This is a genomic window from Gellertiella hungarica (genome assembly GCF_014197145.1).
Taxonomy (GTDB): domain Bacteria; phylum Pseudomonadota; class Alphaproteobacteria; order Rhizobiales; family Rhizobiaceae; genus Gellertiella; species Gellertiella hungarica.
In genome coordinates this window covers 177,815-200,031 of record NZ_JACIEZ010000006.1, presented here as the reverse complement: position 1 = coordinate 200,031, position 22,217 = coordinate 177,815, and the positions used below count along the sequence as shown (strand labels likewise).

The window sequence follows — 22,217 nt, the reverse complement described above, 5'->3', positions numbered from 1 at the left end:
TTGATGCAAAATCAAGGATATCGCCGGAAGTCGGCTTTTCACGGGGCCCAAGGCTGTATATGGTCCCCGTCCATTAGCATCTCAGGACCTATCCGCAGTGTCTCAACCCGTTTCCGCAACGATCGAGGACGTCGCCCGTTTGGCGCAGGTGTCCATTGCCACGGTCAGCCGTGCCATCCACACGCCGGAGAAAGTGTCCCAGTCGACCCGCCAGAAGGTGCATCAGGCAATCGCCATCACCGGCTACACGACGAATGCCATGGCGCGGGGCCTGAGGCTCGGCCGCTCCAACATGATCCTGGTCGTTGCCCCCGATATCGGCGACCCCAATTTTTCCCATATCCTGATGGGGCTCGAGAACGAGGCCCGTGCGCATGGCTATGGCATCCTCATCGGCCACACCCAGAACGAGCCGCTCAGGGGGATGGAGTATCTGAAATTCCTGAATTCCGGGCAGGCCGCAGGGCTTATCCTCTTCACCGGCACGTTGCCCTTCGGCCATCAGGCGGCCACCACGCAGCTGCCGCCGACGGTCGGGGTCTTCGAGCCCATCTTCAACGGCGGCATTTCCTATGTCGGCGTGGATGATCTGATGGGCGCGCGCAAGACTGTGGATCATCTGCTCTCCGCCGGCCATCGCTCCATTGCCTTCATCGGCGAAAACCGTACGCGGCTGGCCTATCAGCGCCGCCGCGAGGGCTATGTCGCGGGCATGAGCGAATTCGGCATCCCGCCGGAAAAGCACCTGATCCTCGATGGCGACGGCACCGTCGAAAGCGGGCGCGCCGCCGTCGAACTGCTCTTCATGCGTGACATGCTGCCCACCGCCTTCATGTGCGTCAACGACCAGACGGCCGTCGGTGCGATGCTGGCGCTGTCGGCCCGCGGATACCAGGTGCCGCGCGATTTCTCGGTCACGGGTTTCGACGATATCCCGCAGGCAAGTTTCACCAACCCGCCGCTCACCACCATCCGTCAGCCGCGCAGCATCATCGGGCGCCAGGCCATGGCGCTTCTGATCGAGAGGCTTGGCGGGGCAGCGGCCGAGGAGAGGGAAATCCTCGTCGTTCCCGATCTCGTGGTGCGAAGCTCCGTCGGCGCGCCGCGGCAGCGCCCGCTCTGATCCCGAGGCGCTACTGGCAAGCGGCCAAAAAGCCGCTATGTCTAGCAAGATGAACACGGATAACCTGCTTTTTCCCACGCCGGAGGGGCTCTACTGCCCGATCGGCGATTTCCACATCGATCCCGTGCGGCCCGTCCAGCGGGCATTGATCACCCATGGCCATTCGGACCATGCCCGCGCGGGTCACGGTGCGGTGCTGGCCTCGCGCGAGACGCTCGAGATCATGCGGATCCGGATGGGGGAGGGTTTCTGCCGCACGGAGCAGGTGGCCATGCCAGGTGAAACGATAGACATCGCAGGTGTGCGGGTGTCCTTCCATCCGGCAGGCCATGTGCTCGGGTCCTGTCAGATCCGCGTCGAGCACGCCGGCACCCGCATCGTTGCTTCGGGGGATTACAAGCGAAGCCTCGACCCGACCTGCGCGGCCTTCGAACCGGTTGCCTGCGACGTCTTCATCACTGAAGCCACCTTCGGCCTTCCGGTCTTTCGTCACCCCGATCCGCTCGGGGAAATCCGCAAGCTTCTCGCCTCGCTCGCCCAGTTTCCGGATCGAACCCATTTCGTCGGCGCCTATGCGCTTGGCAAGGCGCAGCGCGTCATCGCGCTGCTCCGGCAGGCGGGCTATGACAAACCCGTCTACATGCATGGCGCTCTGGTCCGGCTCTGCGAATTCTATCAGGCCGAAGGCATCGATCTGGGCGAACTCAGGGTGGCCGTGGAAGAGGAGAAGGCCGATTTTCGCGGCGCTGTCGTGGTCGGCCCGCCGTCTGCCTTTTCCGGAGTGTGGATGCGCCGCTTTGCCGATCCGTTGCCGGCCTTTGCCTCCGGCTGGATGATGGTGCGCCAGCGCGCCCGCCAGCGCGGCGTGGAGCTGCCGCTCGTTATCTCCGACCATTGCGACTGGCCGGAACTGACCGCGACGATCCGGGACATCATGCCCGGCGAAGTCTGGGTTACGCACGGACGGGAAGAGGCGCTGGTACGCTGGTGCGAGCTGCAGGGCATCGCCGCCCGCCCGCTGCATCTTGTCGGCTACGAAGACGAGGGCGACGCATGAAGGCCTTTTCCACTCTTCTCGACCGTCTCGTTCTGACCCCGGGCCGCAATGCCAAGCTGAAGCTGCTGACGGATTATTTCCGCACCGTTCCCGATCCGGATCGGGGCTATGCACTCGCCGCCATTGCCGGCACGCTCGATGTGCCGCATGTGAAGCCGAAAATGCTCCGCGAACTGGTGCTCGAGCGCATGGACGAGGTGCTTTTCCGCTATTCCTACGATTATGTCGGCGATCTGGCCGAAACCATCTCGCTTGTCTGGGACAATGAACAGGATCCCCCCGAGCGGCTTTCCGAGCCCTCGCTCGGCAGCGTGATCGAAAGCCTGAACGGCGCCGGACGCACGGCGGTGCGCGGCCTCGTGCGCGATCTTCTCAATGCGCTTGATCCCTCGGGCCGCTACGCCTTCCTGAAACTGGCAACAGGCGCAATGCGTGTTGGCGTATCGAAAAGGCTCGCGGTTCAGGCTCTTGCGGCGCTCGGCGAGCGGGATGCGAACGAAATCGAGGCACTGTGGCACGGGCTTTCCCCGCCCTACCGCTCGCTTTTCGACTGGATCGAGGGCCGCGCAGACCGTCCGGAGCTGAAGAGCCCTGCGATCTTCCATCCGGTCATGCTGGCCAACCCGGTCGAAGAGGGGGACCTGGACGATCTCGATCCCTCCCATTATGCGGCCGAATGGAAGTGGGACGGCATCCGGATCCAGCTGACGAGAAAGGGTTCGCTCGCCCGCATCTTTTCGAGAAGCGGCGAGGACATCTCGGCAAGCTTTCCGGACGTGCTGGATGCGATTACCTTCGAAGGCACGGTCGATGGCGAACTGCTGGTCGGCGGCACCTTCCGGTCGAACGGGGCAGCCCGCCCCTTCTCGGACCTCCAGCAGCGGCTGAACCGCAAGGGCGTCACCGCAAGGACCATGGAAGAGTTTCCGGCCTTCGTCCGGGCCTATGACCTGCTGTTTGCGGGCAATGAAGACATGCGTCCCGCGCCTTTCCTGGAACGGCGCCAGGCGCTGCAGCACGTCATCGGCGCGGCCGATCCGCTTCGGTTCGATCTTTCGCCACTGGTCGGTTTCAACAGCTGGGACGAGCTCGACCGGTTGCGCAGCGCCCCACCCGATCCCGTCATCGAAGGGGTGATGCTGAAGAAGCTCGATAGTGCCTACCAGGCCGGGCGGATGAAGGGCCCCTGGTTCAAGTGGAAGCGCGATCCGCACAATATCGATGCGGTGCTGATCTACGCCCAGCGTGGCCATGGCAAACGCTCGAGCTTCTATTCGGATTTCACCTTCGGCGTCTGGACCGAAGGGCCTGAGGGAGACCAGCTCGTGCCCGTCGGCAAGGCCTATTTCGGCTTTACGGACGAGGAGCTGAAGGTGCTGGACCGCTTCGTGCGCAACAATACGGTGGATCGCTTCGGTCCCGTCCGCGTGCTCAAGGCAACCAAGGAAGAAGGGTTCGTGGTAGAGGTGGCCTTCGAGGGCCTGAACCGTTCGAACCGGCACAAATCGGGCGTTGCCATGCGTTTTCCCCGTATTTCCAGATTGAGAACGGATAAAAGGCCCGCCGATGCGGACCGGCTTGAAACGCTGAAGGCAATGTTGCCAAGGGCAGAGTGAACCTGCAGAAAAAAGCCCGCCTGAAACAGGCGGGCTTTGCCGGAGCGGGAGGTTGGCTCCGGAATGCGTGGTCAGGGGAGGGGAGCCTGCCACGTCTGGAGAGGGTAAAGCGGGTTACTGCAGGACCTGCACCACCGTGTAGGTGTTGGGATCGACGATCACCCGCTGCTGGTTGACAACCGCATAGGCATATTGGGGTGCTTCCGGCACGGGGGTGAGCACGACCTGCCGCGAAATGGGTTTGCCGACCACGACCTGTTCCTGGATGCGAATGGTCTCGACCGGAACCGGCTGCTGCTGGACATAGGTTATGACGCGCTGCGGCGGCGGATCGATGGCCGTTCCGGCCACAGCACCCACCACGCCACCAACGGCCGCACCAACCGGGCCGCCAACGATGGCCCCCGTCACGGCGCCGCTCGCAGCACCTGTCACGGTGCTTTCCTGTGCGTGGGCACCGCCAGCCGCAAGACCTGCAATCAGAAGGGCGGAAGCCATCAATCGGTTCATCATTTATCTCCTTGCTTCAATAGCGTTCGCTGCATCAACGTCGAGATGAGGGCATGGTTCCGTCCATTTTCGAACGTGCGGACATAAGGGAGGAGTGAATTGCCACAGAAGGCCGGATGGCGGGGACATGAAATGGTTTCCGTCTCGCGGCGAGACTTTTCGACCCCGAGGGCGGGAACCATTTTCCCCTTGAAGCGTTACCGGTGACCTGAAGCGCCGGGAGGGCGATCGTATGGGCGTACATCCACAGGCACTGGACGATTTCTTCCAAACCTTTGCGACAGCCGTCACGGCAATCGATGCCCCGACACAGGTGGCGGGCTATTTTTCGACGCCGCTGCTTTGCGACCGCGACCTGATCATGCCCTTTGCACTTGGCAAGCCGGAAAGACGTGCCCTGCTAAGGCTTCTTCGCCGCGAACGGAGAGATTGCGCGCATCGCGCGATCAGCTTCGAGATCGTGGATTTCGTCCCCTGCGGCGAGAGGCGTTACTGTGTCACCGTGCGCTGGGCGCTGAACGTCGAGGCGCTTGCCCGCGTGGCAGGCCGGGCGACCGTTCAGGCATGCTATCTTCTGCTTCTCACCGATAGCGGCATAGAAATCCTTGCCGCCACCGATGTCGAGGATGAGGCCGCCGAGGCGGCCTGATCGTTTTCCTTCCCTTCTTCAGAGAATGGGCTGACCGCCCGTAACCGCTATGGTGGCGCCCGAAACGTAGCTCGACAGCGGATCGGCCAGCATGACATAGGCGGTCGCCAGTTCTGCCGGCTGTGCCGGCCTTTTCATCGGAACCTGCTTGCCGAAGTTCTTCACCGCCTCCTCGGGCATCGTGGACGGGATGAGCGGGGTCCATACCGGACCGGGCGCCACGCAATTGGCGCGAATGCCTTTTTCCGCCAGCATCTGGGCGAGCCCCGCGGTGAAGTTCTGGATTGCACCCTTCGTCGTCGCATAGGCGAGAAGGGTCGGATTGGGCTTGTCGGAATTGATCGAGGCCGTGTTGATGATCGAGGCGCCCGGCTGCATGTGTGGCACGGCGGCTTTGACGAGGTAGAACATCGCATGGATGTTGACCTTGAAGGTGAGGTCCCATTCCTCGTCGCTGATATCCCCGATATCGTCGAAGGTCGCCTGATGCGCGGCATTGTTGACGAGAATGTCGATGCCTCCCAGATCGTTCACCGCACGCTCGATGATCGACCGGCAATGACCGGCCGTCTTGATGTCGCCCTCCATCAGCAGCGCCTTTCGGCCCTCCTGTTCGACGAGCCTTTTTGTCTCCATCGCGTCCTGATGTTCATCGAGATAGGAAATCAGGATGTCTGCCCCTTCGCGGGCAAAGGCAATCGCGACGGCACGGCCGATGCCGCTGTCGGCACCGGTAATCACGGCCCGCTTGCCCGCCAGCCGGCCCGACCCCTTGTAGGAGGTCTCGCCGTGATCCGGGCGGGGGTTCATGCGTTCCGTGAGGCCCGGCATGGGCTGCTTTTCTGCCGGGAAAGGCGGTGTGGGCTTCTCGTTCATGACGATTTCTCCTGCTTCCGGGTTCAGAATTGCGGGTCCCATTCGACGCCGCCGGGCTTCTTGTCGCCCGGGGGGAGGCGATGGATGGTGGCATCTTCCGAGCCCCGGGGCGTGAGAACGGTGGGCTTGGCGCTCGCAACGCCGGACGCCTTGCGGTCCCCCTGGCTCTTGGCGAACTGACCTTCCGCGTCCTTTTCGACACGGCTCTTGTCTGCGGACTTCGCGCGGGACATGGCATTTCCTTTCTGGATATCAGTGTGCGTGGCGCTCGGCATTTCGCTTGCGGGTAGCGGCAGCTTTCCTGGCAGAGGCCGAACGGGCTGCAGCGGGTCTTTCGGCCGAGGCCTTGCCGCCCTTCTCGCCGCCTTTCCTGGAGGAGACGTGGATGTCGGGCTTGCCGCGGCCCGAGCCGGATTTGTTGCCGCCGCCGCTTTCCTTGTTGACGGTCGCCCAGGCGCGCCGCTCGGCTTCCTTTTCGGGCAGCCCGCGCTCTTCGTAACTTTCCTCTATATGGGCCGCCTTGCGCTTCTGCTTGTCGGTATAGGCGGACTTGTCACCCTGTGGCATGACGCATCTCCTTCCGTTTCGGTCAGGGATGAAACCGGTCGGGTGAGCGAAGGTTCCCGAGAGAAGGCCCCGAGGTCAGTGTCCCTTCCAGGGCGAACGCTTGAACCAGGCCGTTACACGGGCCGCCACCAGGAGAAGGGCGAAGCCGGCGAGGTTGATCAGGAGGGTGGCAAGCGGACCCCGATCCGTCGCATCGAGGGCGATGCCCATGGCTTGGGCGAGAAACATGCCGAAGACAAAGATAGCCAGCGATTGTTCTCCCACCTGCCGGACGAGGCCGCATGCCGGCCCCTGGAGCCGGGAGCCCAGAGGTCCTGCGATACGAATGGCAAGATGGGCAAGGGCGGCGAAATGGATGAGGCGCAGCAGCCCGAAGGCGCTCTTGTCGGTCAATGGCAGGAGCCGGACCGAAACCTCGCCCAGAACGGGGCTCCACTCCAGAAGCGGGTGCCAGGACAGCGGCACGGAGCCCAGGATGATGAGAACGGACGTGACCGTCACCCACCGGTTATCGGGCAGCGTGTGCAGAGGCCTGCGCTTCAGGTAAAAACCGGCGAAGAAGAGCATCTGCCATCCGAACGGATCGAAGAACCAGGGCCGGTCCGACCATGGTTCTGCCGGAAGCCGGGGAAAACCCGTCTGCGTCATCGCCCAGAGCCCGACGATGAGCGCGAAGGGCAAATGCCGGTGGATGCGCTCCGCGCCCAGCATCACGGGAATGAGGGCGAGCAGTAGCATGTACATCGGCAGGATGTCGAAATAGTTCGGAACATAGGTGAGCGTGAACAGATGCGGCAGGAGGGTGGCCGGATCTGCAAAGAACGGCTCGAGGTTGAGGGCGGTGATGTAGGTATTGCCGTCGGGACGGTTTCCTGCCGCTGCCATGAGAGCCGCGGTCGCGACGAAGAGCCCGATGTGGGCCCAGTATATCTGCCAGATGCGATGGGCAATCCGGGCGCAGAGCAGGCCCAATCCCTCCCTGTCGGCAAGCCGCCCGAAAGCCATGGCAGAGGCCATCCCTGACAGGAAGACGAAGATCTCTGTCGCATCGGAAAAGCCGAAGCGCGCCGGGATGAAGAGCGCCCATTCATCGAAGGGAACATGGGCAATGAGGATGATGAAGAGCGCAAGCCCGCGAAAGAAATCGATCCTCGGATCCCGTTTCCGTCCCGCGTCCGCTTGCGTGACGAAAGATGAAGGAGCAGGGGACGTTCTGGTCAGCATCTGAATTCTCTCGGGCGGGATCTTCCGCGGCCGATGCCGCAGCTGCAGCAAAAAGATGCGGAGCCCCCGTTCCGCAGCCTTCTCGCAGCGCCTTCATATGACGGTACTGTAATGGATCGATGACAGGCTGCTGAACGCGGCCAAAGAAAAGGCCGCGCCGGGAATGCCGGCACGGCCCTGGAGATTCGGGAAGGTGCTCTCAGCGGTGCTTGAAATCCGGTGCCCGCTTCTCCACGAAGGCGGTCATGCCTTCCTTCTGGTCGTCCAGCGCGAACATCGCATGGAACACGCGGCGCTCGTGGCGCAGACCTTCGGTGAGGTTCACCTGATCGGCGCGGTTGACCGCTTCCTTCACCATCATCACGGCGGGCAGCGACATGCCGGCAATCGTTTCCGCCGTGCGCACCGCCTCCTCGACCAGCTCCGCCGCGGGCACGATGCGGGAGGCAAGGCCTGCCCGTTCTGCTTCCGCCGCATCCATCATCCGGCCGGTCAGGCACATTTCCATGGCCTTGGCGCGCCCGACGAGGCGGGTCAGTCTCTGGCTTCCGCCCATGCCCGGCATCACGCCGAGCTTGATCTCCGGCTGGCCGAACTTTGCGCTGTCGGCGGCCAGGATGAAGTCGCACATCATGGCGAGTTCGCAGCCGCCGCCGAGCGCATAGCCCGCAACCGCCGCGATGATGGGCTTGCGCACCGCGATCATCCGGTCCCAGGCCGAGAACCAGTCGTTCGAATACATCTCGATATAGCTGGCCTCCTGCATTTCCTTGATGTCGGCACCGGCGGCAAAGGCCTTCTCGGAACCGGTGATGACGATGCAGCCGATACCGGGGTCCTTGTCGAAACCCTCAAGAGCGGAGAGCAGTTCTTCCGTCAGTTGACGGTTGATGGCGTTGAGCGCCTTCGGCCGGTTCAGCGTCACGAGGGCCACGCGGCCCCGCTGTTCGGTCAGGATGGTTTCATGAGTCATCATCTGGTCTTTCCTTCAGGCCGTCAGATCGCGGATATGCTGAATGATGGCGGAGAAGTCTTGGGATCCGTGACCGGATTTGTCAAACGCCTCGTAAAGGGCTGTGGCGTGGGCTCCAAGCGGCGTTTTCGCCCCGCTTGCATCGGCGGCTTCCTGGGAAAGGCGCAGGTCCTTCAGCATCAGCGCAGCGGCGAAACCGGGACGGTATTCGTTGTTGGCCGGCGAGGTCGGAACCGGCCCCGGTACGGGGCAGTAGCTCGTTAGCGACCAGCACTGGCCCGACGACGTGGAGGCCACGTCGAAGAGCGCCTGATGGGAAAGGCCTAGCCTTTCGGCAAGCACGAAGGCTTCCGAGACCGCAGCCATCGAGATGCCGAGGATCATGTTGTTGCAGATCTTCGCCGCCTGGCCGGCGCCCGCATCGCCGCAATGAACGATCTTCTTGCCCATGGCGGAGAGCACCGCCTGCGCCTTGTCGAAGGCCTGCGACGTTCCGCCCACCATGAAGGTCAGTGTGCCGGCCGCGGCCCCGCCCGTGCCTCCCGAAACGGGCGCATCAAGCGAGTGCAGGCGATTGCCGGCTGCAAGCGCATGGGCCTTGCGGGCACTGTCGACGTCGATGGTGGAGCAGTCGATCATCAGCGTGTCCGGCCGGGCAACCGCCGTCAGGCTGCCCCAGACGGACAGGACATGCTTTCCGGCCGGCAACATGGTCACCACGATGGAGGCTTCCCGCACGGCGTCCTCAGCGGTAGCGGCAATCGCAACACCCTTGGCTCGCGCTTCTTCCCGGCTTGCATCCGAGAGGTCGAACCCGGTTACCTCGAAGCCCGCCTTGACCAGGTTGGCGGCCATCGGGCCTCCCATATTGCCAAGGCCGATGAATGCAATCTTCTCCGTCATGGTCCTGTCCTCTTCTGTGCTCAGCCGGCCGGGTTGAAAAGCGGCCGATGCCGCGGGATGAAATAGGCGGAAACGTCGGCAGCGGTGACCCCATCGAGGGTTCGCGGCGACCACTGCGGGTTCCGGTCCTTGTCGATGATGGCCGCCCGCACGCCTTCGTAGAAATCGTGACCGGCAATCATGCCGGCCGTCACGGCAAATTCACGCTCAAGGCACTCCCGAAGCGAGGCTGCCCGGCGCCCCTGGCGATAGAGGTCGAGCGTCACCTTGAGGCTCGTCGGAGACTTGCCGAGAAGAAGGTCCCGCGTCTTCAGCGCGAAGTCGCTTCCTTCTGCAGAAAGCGCTGCCACGATCTCTTCCATGCGGTCATGGGCAAGGCACCCGTCGATGACCGCAAGGGCCGCGCTTTCGACGGTGGGAGCGGCGTCCCGCGCGAACCGGCGAACCGTGTCGGTCACGGCCGCAGCATCCGCGTTTTCGGGGAGGGATGCCAGGGCGGCCTTCAGCGCCTCAAGATCGGCTTCCGGCACGAAGCAATCGGCAATGCCCGCGCGAATCGTTTCCGCCGGACCGCAATTCACGCCCGTCAGGGCGATGTAGGTGCCGAACTCCCCGGGCGTGCGGGTGAGGAGCCAGGAGGCGCCCACATCGGGGAAGAAGCCGATGCCCGCTTCCGGCATGGCGAATTTCGTCCGCTCGATGACGATCCTGTGGCTGGCATGGGCGGCCAGGCCGACGCCGCCACCCATGGTGATGCCGTTCATCACGGCAATGACCGGCTTCGGAAAGCGGCTGATCCGCTCGTCGAGCAGATACTCCTCGCGCCAGAAGGTTTCCGGCAGGCTGTCGCCGGCCTTCCCGGCATCGTAGAGAGCGCGGATATCGCCGCCGGCGCAAAAGGCGCGGTCGCCGGCACCGATCATCAAGATCGCGCGCACGGCAGGTTCGGCCTCGAAGCCGTCGAGTGCCTTCTCCATCTCCCGCACCATGGCCAGGGAAAGACTGTTCAGCACCTTGGGACGGTTGAGCACGATGATGCCGAGGGAACCATGACGGGAGACGAGGAGCTCCTGTTCTGCGCTCATGTCCATCAGCCCCTCCCCACGATCGAACGGGCAATGATCAGCCGCATGATCTCGTTGGTCCCCTCGAGGATCTGATGGACACGCAGGTCCCGCACGATTTTCTCGAGGCCGTAATCGGCAAGGTAGCCATAGCCGCCAAGCATCTGGAGCGCCTGGTTTGCCACCTCGAAGGCGCGGTCGGTCACATGCCGCTTCGCCATGGCGCACAGCTTCGTGGCGTCCGCATCGCCGCGGTCGAGGGCGGTAGCGGCCCGCCACAGAAAGGTGCGAGCAACCTCGAGATCGGTCTCCATGTCCGCCAGCCGGAACTGCAGCGCCTGGAAGTCGATGATCGCCCTGCCGAATGCCTTGCGCTCGCGCATGTAGTCGACGGCGCGGTCAAAGGCGCTCTGCGCGCCACCCAGTGCCGCGGCGGCGATGTTCAGGCGGCCGCCATCGAGGCCGGCCATGGCGAAACGGAAACCTTCACCTTCGGCGCCGAGGCGGTTTTCTGCGGGAACACGGACCTGATCGAGAATGACGGCCCGCGTCGGCTGGGAATTCCACCCCATTTTCCGTTCGTTCGCCCCGAAGGACAAACCCGGCATGTCAGCCGTGACGAGAAAGGCGGAAATGCCCTTGGGCCCGTCCTCTCCCGTCCGAGCCATCACCAGGTAAAGACCTGCGCTGCCTGCGCCCGAGATGAACTGTTTCTGCCCGGAAAGCACATAGTGGTCTCCCTCGCGGACGGCGCGGGTCTTGAGCGCGGCTGCATCGGAGCCGGAGCCCGGTTCGGTCAGGCAATAGCTGGACAGCATCTCCATGGAGACGAGGGCGGGAAGGAAGCGCTCCTTCTGTTCCGGCGATCCGTACCGGTCGATCATGCCGGCCACCATGTTGTGGATCGAGACATAGGCCGAAACCGACGGGCAGCCGCGGGCCAGTTCCTCGATGATGACGGCGGTGTCCAGCCGGGTCAGCCCCGTGCCGCCGGCGTCTTCGCTGACATAGATGGCGCCCATGCCGAGCTCTGCCGCCTTTCGCAGCACGTCGACCGGAAAATGCTTGCGCTCGTCCCATTCCAGAGCATGCGGTGCAATCTCTTCGGCGGCAAAGGCGCGCGCCATGTCCCGGATTGCCGTCTGTTCGTCATTCAAGCCGAATTCCATGGGTCCTCCTCGCCGGATCCTGCGCATGACCGGCCTTGGTCTTGCATTGCACAAAAAATTGCACCGTTATAGGGGTAATTTTCCGCGGTTATTGTGCAGGAATTCGCATGTCTAAGCCCTTTGACTGGGATCTCCTCCGTTCCTTTCTGGCCGTCGCGCGCAGCGGCAAGCTCACGCTGGCGGCGCGCCGGCTGAAGGTGGACCATTCCACCCTGTCGCGCCGGATCGCTGCCCTTGAAACGTCGCTGAAGGCGAAGTTGTTCGACAGGAGCCTCAATGGCTACACGCTGACGCTGGACGGCGAGCGGCTTCTCGCGGAGGCAGAGCGGATCGAGGCGGCGGTCATGACGATACAGAGCGAGATCGCGGAGGAAAGCACGGCGGTCTCGGGTACGGTCCGGATCGGCAGTCCGGACGGTTTCGGCACCTGCTTTCTGGCGCCGCGGATCGGAGCGCTTGCGGAACGGCATCCGGACCTCGACATCGAGCTCGTGGCCACCCCCCGCAGCTTCAGCCTCTCGAAGCGCGAGGCGGATATCGCGATCGGCCTGTCCAATCCCGGCCATGCCCGGCTCTACACGCTCAAGCTCACCGATTACGAGCTCGGCGTTTACGGCGCAGCCCACAGGGTCCGCGACTGGCAGGATGTCGCGGAGGCGGCCGATCTGCAGCGCAAGCCCTTCGTCAGCTATATCGATGATCTGATTTACACGCCGGAGCTCGATTATCTGCCGCTGATTGCGCGCGCGCTCACGACGCGCATGAAGAGTTCGAACCTCATGGCGCAGGCGGAGGCCGTGGCCGCCGGGGCGGGGCTGGCGGTGCTGCCCTGTTTTCTGGCGGAAGGCGATGCCCGCTTCACGCGTCTGCTCCCGGACAAGCTCCGGCTCATCCGGACCTTTTACATGAGCGTGCACGAGGATACCCGCAAGCTCGCGCGCATCAAGGCAACGATGGATTTCCTTGTGGAGGCTATCCGCAGCGCCGGCCAGCGCTTCCTTCCGGGATAGGAAGGCGACGGAGGCAGGCACGCCCGTTCCATCGGCCTCCCCATGCCCTCTCCGACCTAAGCCGTAGGCAACGGAGATTGACGAATCCGTGCTGGCGGGGAAATGTCAGGCACAACCGGCAGCAACGAACTGCCCAGACATGAAGGAGGATTAGATGGACACCTTCCGCGCGATGGTCATCGACCAGGTGGACGGCAAGCCGAAGGCGGGCTTCCGGAACCTGACGATGGCGGAACTGCCCGACAACGACGTCCTGGTGAAGGTCGAGTATTCGACGCTGAACTACAAGGATGGACTGGCAATCTCCGGGCGGGGTCGCATTGCGCGCCGTTTCCCGATGGTCGCCGGTGCGGATCTGGCGGGCACGGTGGTGGAGAGCCGGGCTCCGGAATGGAAGGCCGGCGACAAGGTTGTCGTCAATGGCTGGGGCATGTCGGAGACGGAATGGGGCGGCTACAGCGGCTACCAGCGGGTCAAGGCCGGCTGGCTGACGCGGCTTCCCGACGCCTTCACGCTGGAACAGGCGATGGCGATCGGCACGGCGGGCTATACGGCAGCGCTCTGCGTGCTGGCGCTCGAAGACTGGGGCACGATCCGGAAGGGCGAGGGCGAAGTGCTCGTGACAGGTGCCGCCGGGGGCGTGGGCTCGGTTGCGGTCGCGCTGCTCGCAAGCCGCGGCTACCCTGTCACCGCCTCGACAGGCCGTCCCGATACCCATGATTATCTGAAGGGGCTGGGCGCTACCCAGTTCGTCGATCGGGCGACGCTCGCCGAAAAGGGCGGACCGCTCCAGAAGGAGCGCTGGACGGGCGCGGTCGATTCCGTCGGCTCCACGACGCTTGCCAATGTGCTGGCCCAGACGGTCTATGGCGGGGCGGTGGCGGCCTGCGGACTTGCCGGCGGTTTCGATCTGCCGGGAACGGTCATGCCCCATATCCTGCGCGGCGTGACGCTGATCGGCGTGGATTCGGTGATGGCGCCGGCGGCAAAGCGCGACCGCGCCTGGGCGCTGCTCGCCGAAAGCCTCGACCGGGACAAGCTCGCGGCGATGACGACCGTAGAGCCGATGGACCGGCTGCCCGAGCTTGCCGATGCCATCATGGCGGGCCAGACCCGGGGCCGCGTGGTCATCAAGATCGGCTGAAAAGGCAAAGGGCGGCTTTGGGCCGCCCTTCTCACTTCAGGCAAGGTCGATCCAGGCTGTCTTGAGATCGGTGTACTTCTCCATGGCATGGAGCGACTTGTCCCGTCCGAAGCCCGACTGCTTGAAGCCGCCGAGGGGAACGGTGATGTCCGAACCGCCATAGGTGTTCACATGCACCACGCCCGCATGGATCGCCCGCACCATCCGATGGGCGCGGGAAAGGCTGGATGTCCAGACAGCGGAGGCGAGACCGTAATCCGTGCCATTGGCCAGGCGGATCGCCTCTTCCTCCGTCTTGAACGGGGTGACGGCGAGAACCGGGCCGAACACTTCCTCCCGGAAGAGCGTCATTTCCGGGCGAACGCCCGTGACGATCGTGGGGGCCATGTAGCTGCCGCCGGTTTCTGCAAGAAGCCGCTTGCCGCCGGTCAGCACAGCGCCGCCTTCCTTCTTCGCCTGCTCGACGAATTCCAGGTCCTTGGAGAGCTGGTCCTCGCTGGAGACGGCGCCGATATCGCTCGAAAGCTGGAGCGGGTTGCCGACCTTGAACTTGGCCGTCGATTCGGCAAGCTTCTCGAGGAAGGCATCGTGGATGCTCTCTTCCACGAGAAGCCGCGAACCGGCCACGCAGACCTGTCCCGAATTGCGGAAGATGCCCGAGGCCGAAACCTTGGCCGCCTTGCCGAGATCGGCCGTATCGGCAAAGACGATGTTCGGCGACTTGCCGCCCAGCTCCAGGAAGACGCGCTTCAGGTTGGAGCGGGCGGAATATTCCATCAGCATCCGGCCGACGCCGCCGGAGCCGGTAAAGGCGAGCGCGTCCACATCCATGTGCATCCCGAGCGCCTTGCCGGTCACCGAGCCCTTGCCGGTCACCACGTTGAAGACGCCTTCCGGCATGCCTGCTTCCAGCGCCAGCTCCGCCATGCGGAGCAGGGAAAGCGAGGCGATTTCGGCGGGCTTCAGCACCACCGTATTGCCGGCGGCGAGCGCTGGCGCGATCTTCCAGGCGCCGATCATCATCGGGAAGTTCCAGGGCACGATGCAGCCCACGACGCCGAGCGGCTCGCGGTGGACGAGCGCCAGCACCTCGGGGGCAGTCGGCGCGATCTCGTCATAGACCTTGTCGATTGCCTCGCCATAGTAGCGGAAGGTGCCGGCGGCCGAGAGCGGCTCGGCCTTCAGCGCCATGTTGATCTCCGTACCATTGTCGCGCACGCCGAGGACCGCAAGCTCCAGCGCATGCTTTTCGATGAGATCCGCAAGCTTGAGCAGCACCTTTTTGCGGAAGGCCGGGCCGGAGCGCGACCATTTTTCGAAGGCGGCACGCGCTGCTGCAACGGCCGCATCGATATCCCGCTCGTTGCCGCCGGCAATCGTCGTCAGCACCGAGCCGTCGATCGGGCTTCTGACTTCGATCCGCTGGTCGCCCTCCACCATGCGTCCGTTGATGAGATGGCCGCGCGGGGCAACGGCCTGCGCTGCGAGCGTGTCGATGGCTTCCTGGTTCAGCATGGGCGCCTCCTCCGGGGCAAATGCGACGGGTTCACTATATGGACCCTCGTTTCACATTTAGACTTGCAAAACTTTCCGGCCGGTGTCAATGTATTTTACACGTTAAGTAAATTCATGGGATCACGGCGCGGGAGACGCCCCCATGAAAGGCCAGCGTCCGGAGGAAAGGGGAGGGGCGATGAGCACGGTCGGCAAAGCCATGGCGCTTCTCGACGCCTTCGATGCGGAGCGCGGCGATCTCGGGCTGACCGAGCTTGCCGCCCGCACCGGCATGGACAAGGCCACGACCCGGCGCCTGCTCATCCAGCTCGCCGAAAGCGGCATGATCGAGCACGATCCGGTGACACGCCGCTACCGGCTTGGACCTGCCGTTGTCCGCCTCGCCCGCATTCGCGACAGCCATTTTCCCTTTCTGGAAATCGCCCGTCCTTTTGTCCAGGCGCTCGCGGAGGAAACCGGGGAAACCACCCATCTTTCCGAATTCGAGTCCGGTTCGCTGAACTCCATCTTCGTTGCCGAGTCCCCGCGTGCCAACCGGGTCAGCGTCGCCGTCGGCGTGCGCCTGCCCCTCCATGGCACGGCATCCGGGCTCGCCTGGCTTGCCCATGCACCCGACGCCTATGTCGACGCGCTCCTTGCAAGACCGCTTTCCGCCCATACCCGCTTCACCGAAACCGATCCGGCGCGTCTGCGCATGCTTATCGAGGATACCCGCGCCCGCGGCTATTCGATCGGCCGACAGGGGCACGAAGAGGGCGTCTATTCCACCGGCGCCGCCATCTTCGGGCGGGATCCGCACCTTGCCATCGGCGCCATTGCCATTGCCTGCCCGCTGGTCCGCATCGACGATGCCGGCATCCCCAGGCTCGGCGAGGCGGTGCGGCGGGCGGCGGAGGCTATTTCGATCAAGCTATCGGGCGGCTCGCCGAGACGGACCCTTCCTGCGGCCCCTTCTCGCGTGTCCCCATCCCCTTCAACTCTCGAACCGGCAAAGGCAGGCCCATGACGACCCGTCCCCGCATCCTGGTGATCGGCACCGGCGACACCAAATCCGAAGAACTCCAGTTCATGGCCTCCTCCATCCGCGAGGCCGGCGGCGAGGCGCTGCAGATGGATGTGAGCATCCTCGGCGATCCGCCCTACGAACCCGATTTCTCCAAGCACGACGTGCTGGCGGCCGGCGGCCACACGCTGGCCGAGGCAACGGCCGGCGGCGACGAGATGTCGGCCATGACCATGATGGCAGGCGGTGCGGCAATCCTTGCGCGCAAGCTCCATGACGAAGGCCGGATCGACGGCGTGCTGGCGCTCGGCGGCTCCATGGGCACGGATCTGGCGCTCGATGTGGCGCTCGCGCTCCCGCTCGGCGTGCCGAAATTCGTGGTGTCCACCATTTCCTATTCGCACCTCCTGCCGCCGGACCGGATCGCGACAGACCTGATGATGATCCTCTGGGCAGGCGGCCTCTACGGGCTGAACAGCGTCTGCCGTGCGGTGCTGTCGCAGGCCTCCGGCGCGGTGGTGGGTGCCGCAAAGACTGCCGTTCGCCCGACCCGCTCGAAGCCCGTCGTCGGCATGAGCTCGCTCGGCAAGTCCTGCCTGAAATACATGACCCATCTGAAACCGGAACTCGACAAGCGCGGCTATGAACTGGTGGTCTTCCACACGACGGGCATGGGCGGGCGTGCGCTGGAAGCGGTCGCCGCCCAGCGCGGTTTCGATGTGGTGATGGATTTCTCGCTCCAGGAACTCGCCAATTTCGAGAACGGCTCGGTGGTGAATTCCGGCCCGGACCGTCTGGAGAATGCCGGACGCCTCGGCATCCCGCAGATCGTCGCGCCCGGTGCCGTCGACATGATCGATGTCTGCGCCTGGCTGCCGCTGCCGCCGAAGCTTGCAGACCGGGCCTATCACGGCCACAACCGCCTGATCGGCTCCATCATCGCCAGCCCCGAGGAGCGCCGCCATATTGCCGAGAAGATCGGCGAGAAGCTTTCGGCCGCCAAGGGTCCGGTCGCCTTCATCCTGCCGGAAGGCGGCATCCAGGAATGGGATCAGGAGGGGCAGCCCTTCCATGATCCGGAAAGCCTCGGCGGCTTCCTGAAAGCCATGCGCGAGGCCATCCGCCCGCCGGTCGAACTCATCGCGACACCCCATCACATCAACAGCCCGGGCTTTGCCGATGTCGCGCTTTCGGTCCTCGACCGCTGGGCAGCCGAAGGCAAGGTGCCTGCAGGCGTCAAGGAAAAGACCGGAGAAGCAGCATGACCGGCAAGCTTGCCAAGGTACTCGTTCTGGATTTCGGCGGGGTCATCTCGAAGACCATGTTCGAAACCCACCGGCTGACCGAATCCGCACTCGGCCTTGCCGAAGGCACCCTGGATTGGCCGGGGCCTTTCGATCCCGCCCGCGATCCGCTCTGGCAGAAGATGCAGGCCGACGAAATCAGCGAGCGGGATTACTGGCACATCCGCGCCGCCGAGACCGGCAGGCTCGTCGGCGAGGAGTGGACCGACATGCAGACCTTCGTCATCCGTTCGCGCGGGGCCGATCCCGATGCGGTGATCCGCCCGGAAGCGCGCAAGGCCATCGATCTGGTTGCCGATGCAGGCTTTCGGCTGGCGATCCTCTCCAACGAACTCGATCTCTTCTATGGCAAGGATTTCCGCACCAAGCTGCCGCTGCTCGACAGGTTCGAGCTCGTCAGCGATGCGACTTATACCGGCATCCTCAAGCCCGACCCGCGCGCCTACCGCACGGTGATCGAGGCGCTCGGCGTCGAGCCCGATGACTGCGTCTTCGTCGATGACCAGCTGCGCAACGTGAAGGGCGGCGATGCCGTCGGCATGCGCACGGTCCATTTCGACGTGACCGCCCCCTTTCAATCCTATGAACAGGCGCTGGCCCATTTCGGCCTCAGCGCGCAATAAAGGACCACACCCATGCGCGACAGCAACTTCCTTCGCGAACAGAATGCCCGCCACATCTGGCATCCGATGGCTCATCCGGCAGAAATGCAGGCCAATCCGCCGAAGATCATCACCGGCGGCAAGGGCACCTGCGTCACCGATGTCGACGGCACGGAGGTGCTGGATGCGGTGGGTGGTCTCTGGAACGTCAATCTCGGCTACAGTTCGGACCCGGTGAAGAAGGCGATTGCAGCCCAGCTCGACCAGCTGCCCTATTATTCCGCCTTCCGCGGCACCTCGACGGCGCCCGCCATCGAGCTGGCCCACGAGCTCGCCGACTGGTTCGCGCCGGAAGGCATGGTTCGCTCCTTCTTCACGTCTGGCGGATCGGACAGCGTCGAGACGGCACTTCGCCTTGCCCGCCAGTACTGGAAGGTCCGGGGGCTCGGTGAGAAGACCAAGTTCCTGGCGCTGAAGAAGGGTTATCACGGCACCCATTTCGGCGGCGCCTCGGCGAACGGCAATGCCAATTTCCGCCGCAACTACGAGCCGCTGATGCCGGGCTTCTTCCACATGCCCGCCCCCTATACCTATCGCAACCCCTTCAACGAAACCGATCCGGCCGCGCTTGCAAAGCTGATCATCCAGGCTTTCGAGGACGAAATCGCCTTCCAGGGCGCGGATACGATCGCTGCCGTCATCATGGAACCGGTGCTGGGTGCCGGCGGCGTGATGGTGCCCCATGAAAGCTTCATGCCGGCCGTGCGTGCGCTCTGCGACCGCCACGACATCCTGCTCATTGCCGACGAGGTCGTCACCGGCTTCGGTCGCACCGGCGCCTGGTCCGGTTCGCGGCTCTGGGGCGTAAAGCCCGACATGATGTGCATCGCCAAGGCCATCACCTCAGGCTACTTCCCGCTCGGCGCGACTCTGATCGGCGCCAAGGTTGCGGAAGCCTTCGAGGCGGACAAGACGAGCTTCGGTGCCATCGGCCACGGCTATACCTATTCGGCTCATCCGGTCGGTTGCGCGGCCGCACTTGCCGCCCTTTCCGAGACCCGGCGCCTCGATCTCGCCGCCAATGCCAGGGCGCGGGGTGCCGAACTTCAGGCCGGGCTGGCGAAGCTCAAGGAAAAGCACGAGGTTGTCGGCGATGTCCGCGGCATCGGCCTCATGGGCGCGCTGGAGCTCGTCTCCGACCGCGCAACCAAGAAGGCCGCCGACAAGAAGATGATGGCGAAGGCGGCGGAAGGTGCCTATGCCGAGGGCGTGATGATCCGCGTCTCCGGCTCGAACATCATCCTCTCCCCGCCGCTCATCCTCTCGGCCGACGAAGTGCAGATTATCCTCGGCGCGCTCGACAAGGCCTTTGCCGGGCTCTGAGCCTTATCCCACATGCGCCCGCCGCCAGGCGGCGGGTGCCTCGCCTACGCGCTTTCTGAAGAAGCGCGAGAAGTAGGCCGGATCCTTGAAGCCGGTTTCGGCGGCAATGTCCTCCACGGGCCGGATGGTGAACATCAGGAGCCGCTTTGCCTCCAGGAGCCGCCGTTCGAGAATGACGGCCTTCACCGGCTGGCCGAAGACCTGTCGGGCCGCCTTGTCGAGCAGATGGGGCGTGGTGTTGAGCAGCTCCACATAGAACTGCACCGGGTGATCCTGCCGGTAATGCCGGTCGACGGCCCGCCGGAGCGCAAGCGCCAGCGTGACCGTCGGCGATACGCTCGGCGCTTCCGCCCCCGCCCCGAGACGGGCGATGTAGGAAAGCGCCACCGCGATCAGCCCCGGCAGAACCTTGCCCGTCGGCGGCTCGCCTTCCCGGTATTCCGCTTGGATCAGCTCCAGCACCGCGGAAAGCCGCAGCCAGCCCACATCCCCCTTCAGCCCCTGCAGCAGCACCGGCTGGTCGAGCGGCAGCTGCGTGAGGCCGGAAAGGGCACGCAGCGTGTCGTCCGCCACCGATACGACGATGGCGTCCGTCTTGGGCCCGATTTCGAAGCCATGCACCACGTTCGAGGGTATGAAGCTCACCGCCGGCGCCGAAAAGTGAAACTGGCGCTCCTCGATCCGGTAGTCGCCCTCGCCGCGATACCAGAAGGTGATCTGCCCCATCTGCGCATGTTTGTGCGGGGCCACATGCCCCTGATGCACGGATTGCCGCTCGTTTACGGTTTCCACATGCAGGAAGCCGACATCGAGCGAGCGGCTCGGCTCGCCATAGACGAAGAAGGTGGGGATGTCCTGCTCGGTGCTCATGCCGGAAAAAGTACCAGCGAATTGCCGGAAATGTCCATGGCCGATCGGCGCTGTCCGGCCTATCCTTGCTTAACATGTTCAGGAGGAGAGAGCCCATGCGCCCCGAAGATATCCGCGCCGACAAGACCCGTCCCTTCACCGGGGCCGAATACCTGGAAAGCCTCCGGGATGGCCGCGAGGTCTACATCAATGGCGAGCGCGTCGAGGACGTGACCACCCATCCCGCCATGCGCAATTCGGTCCGGTCGCTCGCCCGTCTTTACGATGCGCTGCATGACCCGGCCAAGAAGGATCGCCTGACCTCGCCGACCGACACGGGCAATGGCGGCTATACGCACAAGTATTTCCGCGTGGCGAAGTCTTCGGCCGAACTCGTTGCCCAGCAGGGCGCGATCGCGGACTGGGCCCGCATGTCCTACGGCTGGATGGGCCGCACCGCCGATTACAAGGCAGCGCTCATGAACACGCTCGGCGCCAATGCCGACTGGTACGGTCCCTTCAAGGACAATGCCCTTGCCTGGCACAAGCGCGCGCAGGAAAGCGTGCTCTTCATGAACCACGCGATCGTCAATCCGCCCATCGACCGCCACAAGCCGGCCGACCAGGTGAAGGATGTCTTCGTTCACATCACCAAGGAAACCGATGCGGGCATCTATGTCTCGGGCGCGAAGGTGGTTGCCACCTCCTCGGCGCTCACCCACTACAATTTCCTTGCCCAGTCCTCGGCAACGGTGACGGAAGATCCCTCTCTCTCGGTCATGTTCATCGTCCCGATGAATGCGCCCGGCATCAAGATGTTCTGCCGGGTCTCCTACGAGGAGACCGCAAACACGGCGGGCCTTCCCTTCGACTATCCGCTCTCCTCGCGCTTCGACGAGAACGATGCGATCCTGGTGCTCGACAATGTCTTCGTCCCCTGGGAAGACGTGCTGGTCCTGCGCGACGCGCAGAAGATCCTGTCCTTCCACCCGGCCTCGGGCTTCATGCATGGCTACTGCTTCCAGGGCTGCACCCGGCTGGCGGTGAAGCTCGATTTCCTCGCAGGGCTGCTTGCCAAGGCGCTGCGCGCCACGGGTGGCGATGCCTTCCGCGGCAATCAGGCGATGCTCGGCGAAGTGATTGCCATCCGCCACCAGTTCTGGGCCTTCTCCAATGCCATGGCCTATAATCCGCAGCCCTGGGCGAATGGCGCGGTGCTGCCCAACATGGAAGCAGCCCTCTGCTACCGCACCTTCATGTCGGAAGCCTATCCCAAGGTCATCGACATGGTCCGCCGGACTGTGGCCTCGGGCCTCATCTACCTGCCGTCCTCGGCCAAGGACTTCCACAATCCCGAGATCAACAAGTATCTCGCGCAATATGTCCGCGGCTCCAACGACATGAGCCACATCGAGCGCATCAAGATCATGAAGCTGCTCTGGGATGCGACGGGTACGGAATTCGGTGGCCGCCATGCGCTCTACGAGCTGAACTATGCCGGCGCGCCGGAAGAGGTCCGCCTGCAGGTGCTGAAGGGCGCCGAACGCACCGGGCGGCTGCGCGAAATGGAAGCGCTCGTCGATACCTGCATGAGCGACTACGACGAGAATGGCTGGACCGGTGATACCTGGGAGCAGTCGTTCCACCAGGACCCGCTGAAGGCGGCTGCCGAGTGA

22 protein-coding genes are annotated in these 22,217 nt (G+C 64.1%); 11 read left to right on the top strand and 11 right to left on the bottom strand.

Annotated features, from left to right (window positions below; all coding sequences use genetic code 11):
• Positions 1-97: 97 nt before the first annotated feature.
• From GGR23_RS15620 to GGR23_RS15610, 3 genes are read left to right on the top strand one after another with little or no spacing between them, the layout of a single operon-like run.
• Positions 98-1,123: a substrate-binding domain-containing protein gene (locus GGR23_RS15620; RefSeq protein ID WP_183367230.1), complete on the top strand. Its 1,026-nt coding sequence runs from the start codon at positions 98-100 to the stop codon at positions 1,121-1,123.
• Positions 1,124-1,172: 49 nt separating this feature from the next.
• Positions 1,173-2,180 carry a ligase-associated DNA damage response exonuclease gene (locus GGR23_RS15615; RefSeq protein WP_183367268.1) on the top strand — a complete coding sequence of 336 codons (1,008 nt, stop codon included), beginning with the start codon at positions 1,173-1,175 and terminating at the stop codon, positions 2,178-2,180.
• Complete coding sequence (locus GGR23_RS15610; RefSeq protein WP_183367229.1) at positions 2,177-3,796, top strand: cisplatin damage response ATP-dependent DNA ligase; 1,620 nt, start codon at positions 2,177-2,179, stop codon at positions 3,794-3,796. The genes GGR23_RS15615 and GGR23_RS15610 overlap by 4 nt, the downstream gene beginning before the upstream one ends.
• Before the next feature lie 114 nt (positions 3,797-3,910).
• On the opposite strand, the gene GGR23_RS15605 is transcribed toward GGR23_RS15610, so the two are convergent.
• Complete coding sequence (locus GGR23_RS15605) at positions 3,911-4,306, bottom strand: DUF1236 domain-containing protein (RefSeq protein ID WP_246365568.1); 396 nt, start codon at positions 4,304-4,306, stop codon at positions 3,911-3,913.
• A 232-nt stretch (positions 4,307-4,538) separates the two neighbouring features.
• Between GGR23_RS15605 and GGR23_RS15600 the strand changes: the two genes are divergently transcribed.
• On the top strand, positions 4,539-4,955 hold the full coding sequence (locus GGR23_RS15600) for a hypothetical protein (RefSeq protein ID WP_183367227.1): 417 nt from the start codon (positions 4,539-4,541) through the stop codon (positions 4,953-4,955).
• Between the two features lie 18 nt (positions 4,956-4,973).
• Here the strand turns inward: GGR23_RS15600 and GGR23_RS15595 are convergent, their stop codons facing one another.
• From GGR23_RS15595 to GGR23_RS15560, 8 genes are all read right to left on the bottom strand, one after another.
• Positions 4,974-5,831 (bottom strand): SDR family oxidoreductase, encoded by an 858-nt coding sequence (locus GGR23_RS15595; protein ID WP_183367226.1) that lies wholly within the window; start codon positions 5,829-5,831, stop codon positions 4,974-4,976.
• 23 nt (positions 5,832-5,854) lie between these two features.
• A complete protein-coding gene (locus tag GGR23_RS15590) occupies positions 5,855-6,064 on the bottom strand; it encodes a hypothetical protein (protein WP_183367225.1) in 210 nt (69 codons plus the stop codon).
• A gap of 19 nt (positions 6,065-6,083) precedes the next feature.
• The gene (locus GGR23_RS15585; RefSeq protein ID WP_183367224.1) at positions 6,084-6,398 is read right to left on the bottom strand and encodes a plasmid stabilization protein; all 315 of its coding nucleotides are present in this window, start codon (positions 6,396-6,398) and stop codon (positions 6,084-6,086) included.
• 75 nt (positions 6,399-6,473) lie between these two features.
• The gene (locus GGR23_RS15580) at positions 6,474-7,622 is read right to left on the bottom strand and encodes an OpgC family protein (protein WP_183367223.1); all 1,149 of its coding nucleotides are present in this window, start codon (positions 7,620-7,622) and stop codon (positions 6,474-6,476) included.
• 199 nt (positions 7,623-7,821) lie between these two features.
• Entirely contained in the window at positions 7,822-8,595 is a 774-nt protein-coding gene (locus tag GGR23_RS15575; RefSeq protein WP_210296991.1) for an enoyl-CoA hydratase, read from the bottom strand.
• A 15-nt stretch (positions 8,596-8,610) separates the two neighbouring features.
• Positions 8,611-9,498, bottom strand: a complete 888-nt coding sequence (gene mmsB / locus GGR23_RS15570; protein WP_183367221.1) for a 3-hydroxyisobutyrate dehydrogenase — start codon at positions 9,496-9,498, stop codon at positions 8,611-8,613.
• Positions 9,499-9,518: 20 nt separating this feature from the next.
• Complete coding sequence (locus GGR23_RS15565) at positions 9,519-10,589, bottom strand: enoyl-CoA hydratase/isomerase family protein (RefSeq protein ID WP_343066692.1); 1,071 nt, start codon at positions 10,587-10,589, stop codon at positions 9,519-9,521.
• Complete coding sequence (locus tag GGR23_RS15560; protein ID WP_183367220.1) at positions 10,589-11,731, bottom strand: isobutyryl-CoA dehydrogenase; 1,143 nt, start codon at positions 11,729-11,731, stop codon at positions 10,589-10,591. Before GGR23_RS15560 ends, GGR23_RS15565 begins: the two co-directional genes overlap by 1 nt.
• A 107-nt stretch (positions 11,732-11,838) precedes the next feature.
• Here GGR23_RS15560 and GGR23_RS15555 point away from each other — a divergent pair, with 107 nt between their 5' ends.
• Both GGR23_RS15555 and acuI read left to right on the top strand, forming a co-directional pair.
• Positions 11,839-12,741, top strand: a complete 903-nt coding sequence (locus tag GGR23_RS15555) for a LysR family transcriptional regulator (RefSeq protein WP_183367219.1) — start codon at positions 11,839-11,841, stop codon at positions 12,739-12,741.
• Between the two features lie 154 nt (positions 12,742-12,895).
• The gene (acuI, locus tag GGR23_RS15550; RefSeq protein ID WP_246365565.1) at positions 12,896-13,885 is read left to right on the top strand and encodes an acrylyl-CoA reductase (NADPH); all 990 of its coding nucleotides are present in this window, start codon (positions 12,896-12,898) and stop codon (positions 13,883-13,885) included.
• Between the two features lie 36 nt (positions 13,886-13,921).
• On the opposite strand, the gene GGR23_RS15545 is transcribed toward acuI, so the two are convergent.
• The gene (locus GGR23_RS15545) at positions 13,922-15,400 is read right to left on the bottom strand and encodes an aldehyde dehydrogenase (RefSeq protein WP_183367218.1); all 1,479 of its coding nucleotides are present in this window, start codon (positions 15,398-15,400) and stop codon (positions 13,922-13,924) included.
• Between the two features lie 142 nt (positions 15,401-15,542).
• Between GGR23_RS15545 and GGR23_RS15540 the strand changes: the two genes are divergently transcribed.
• Genes GGR23_RS15540 through GGR23_RS15525 form a run of 4 tightly spaced genes read left to right on the top strand, consistent with a single transcriptional unit; the run spans position 15,543 to position 19,692 of the window.
• Positions 15,543-16,406 carry an IclR family transcriptional regulator gene (locus tag GGR23_RS15540; RefSeq protein ID WP_246365562.1) on the top strand — a complete coding sequence of 288 codons (864 nt, stop codon included), beginning with the start codon at positions 15,543-15,545 and terminating at the stop codon, positions 16,404-16,406.
• A complete protein-coding gene (locus tag GGR23_RS15535; RefSeq protein WP_183367217.1) occupies positions 16,403-17,668 on the top strand; it encodes a Tm-1-like ATP-binding domain-containing protein in 1,266 nt (421 codons plus the stop codon). Before GGR23_RS15540 ends, GGR23_RS15535 begins: the two co-directional genes overlap by 4 nt.
• Positions 17,665-18,330 carry an HAD-IA family hydrolase gene (locus GGR23_RS15530; protein ID WP_183367216.1) on the top strand — a complete coding sequence of 222 codons (666 nt, stop codon included), beginning with the start codon at positions 17,665-17,667 and terminating at the stop codon, positions 18,328-18,330. The genes GGR23_RS15535 and GGR23_RS15530 overlap by 4 nt, the downstream gene beginning before the upstream one ends.
• Positions 18,331-18,342: 12 nt before the next feature.
• Positions 18,343-19,692, top strand: a complete 1,350-nt coding sequence (locus GGR23_RS15525) for an aspartate aminotransferase family protein (RefSeq protein WP_183367215.1) — start codon at positions 18,343-18,345, stop codon at positions 19,690-19,692.
• A 3-nt stretch (positions 19,693-19,695) separates the two neighbouring features.
• Here GGR23_RS15525 and GGR23_RS15520 read toward each other — a convergent pair whose 3' ends face one another.
• Positions 19,696-20,562, bottom strand: coding sequence for a helix-turn-helix domain-containing protein (locus tag GGR23_RS15520; protein ID WP_183367214.1), 867 nt, complete (start codon positions 20,560-20,562; stop codon positions 19,696-19,698).
• A 95-nt stretch (positions 20,563-20,657) separates the two neighbouring features.
• Here GGR23_RS15520 and GGR23_RS15515 point away from each other — a divergent pair, with 95 nt between their 5' ends.
• Positions 20,658-22,217 (top strand): 4-hydroxyphenylacetate 3-hydroxylase N-terminal domain-containing protein, encoded by a 1,560-nt coding sequence (locus GGR23_RS15515; protein WP_183367213.1) that lies wholly within the window; start codon positions 20,658-20,660, stop codon positions 22,215-22,217.

What these genes read in the sequence shown, in the direction of transcription:
- GGR23_RS15615 (WP_183367268.1), top strand. Translation starts at nt 1,173, where the DNA reads ATGAACACGGATAACCTGCTTTTTCCCACGCCGGAGGGGCTCTACTGC.
- GGR23_RS15610 (WP_183367229.1), top strand. Translation starts at nt 2,177, where the DNA reads ATGAAGGCCTTTTCCACTCTTCTCGACCGTCTCGTTCTGACCCCGGGC.
- GGR23_RS15605 (WP_246365568.1), bottom strand. Translation starts at nt 4,306, where the DNA reads ATGAACCGATTGATGGCTTCCGCCCTTCTGATTGCAGGTCTTGCGGCT.
- GGR23_RS15600 (WP_183367227.1), top strand. Translation starts at nt 4,539, where the DNA reads ATGGGCGTACATCCACAGGCACTGGACGATTTCTTCCAAACCTTTGCG.
- GGR23_RS15595 (WP_183367226.1), bottom strand. Translation starts at nt 5,831, where the DNA reads ATGAACGAGAAGCCCACACCGCCTTTCCCGGCAGAAAAGCAGCCCATG.
- GGR23_RS15590 (WP_183367225.1), bottom strand. Translation starts at nt 6,064, where the DNA reads ATGTCCCGCGCGAAGTCCGCAGACAAGAGCCGTGTCGAAAAGGACGCG.
- GGR23_RS15585 (WP_183367224.1), bottom strand. Translation starts at nt 6,398, where the DNA reads ATGCCACAGGGTGACAAGTCCGCCTATACCGACAAGCAGAAGCGCAAG.
- GGR23_RS15580 (WP_183367223.1), bottom strand. Translation starts at nt 7,622, where the DNA reads ATGCTGACCAGAACGTCCCCTGCTCCTTCATCTTTCGTCACGCAAGCG.
- GGR23_RS15575 (WP_210296991.1), bottom strand. Translation starts at nt 8,595, where the DNA reads ATGACTCATGAAACCATCCTGACCGAACAGCGGGGCCGCGTGGCCCTC.
- mmsB (WP_183367221.1), bottom strand. Translation starts at nt 9,498, where the DNA reads ATGACGGAGAAGATTGCATTCATCGGCCTTGGCAATATGGGAGGCCCG.
- GGR23_RS15565 (WP_343066692.1), bottom strand. Translation starts at nt 10,589, where the DNA reads ATGGACATGAGCGCAGAACAGGAGCTCCTCGTCTCCCGTCATGGTTCC.
- GGR23_RS15560 (WP_183367220.1), bottom strand. Translation starts at nt 11,731, where the DNA reads ATGGAATTCGGCTTGAATGACGAACAGACGGCAATCCGGGACATGGCG.
- GGR23_RS15555 (WP_183367219.1), top strand. Translation starts at nt 11,839, where the DNA reads ATGTCTAAGCCCTTTGACTGGGATCTCCTCCGTTCCTTTCTGGCCGTC.
- acuI (WP_246365565.1), top strand. Translation starts at nt 12,896, where the DNA reads ATGGACACCTTCCGCGCGATGGTCATCGACCAGGTGGACGGCAAGCCG.
- GGR23_RS15545 (WP_183367218.1), bottom strand. Translation starts at nt 15,400, where the DNA reads ATGCTGAACCAGGAAGCCATCGACACGCTCGCAGCGCAGGCCGTTGCC.
- GGR23_RS15540 (WP_246365562.1), top strand. Translation starts at nt 15,543, where the DNA reads ATGAAAGGCCAGCGTCCGGAGGAAAGGGGAGGGGCGATGAGCACGGTC.
- GGR23_RS15535 (WP_183367217.1), top strand. Translation starts at nt 16,403, where the DNA reads ATGACGACCCGTCCCCGCATCCTGGTGATCGGCACCGGCGACACCAAA.
- GGR23_RS15530 (WP_183367216.1), top strand. Translation starts at nt 17,665, where the DNA reads ATGACCGGCAAGCTTGCCAAGGTACTCGTTCTGGATTTCGGCGGGGTC.
- GGR23_RS15525 (WP_183367215.1), top strand. Translation starts at nt 18,343, where the DNA reads ATGCGCGACAGCAACTTCCTTCGCGAACAGAATGCCCGCCACATCTGG.
- GGR23_RS15520 (WP_183367214.1), bottom strand. Translation starts at nt 20,562, where the DNA reads ATGAGCACCGAGCAGGACATCCCCACCTTCTTCGTCTATGGCGAGCCG.
- GGR23_RS15515 (WP_183367213.1), top strand. Translation starts at nt 20,658, where the DNA reads ATGCGCCCCGAAGATATCCGCGCCGACAAGACCCGTCCCTTCACCGGG.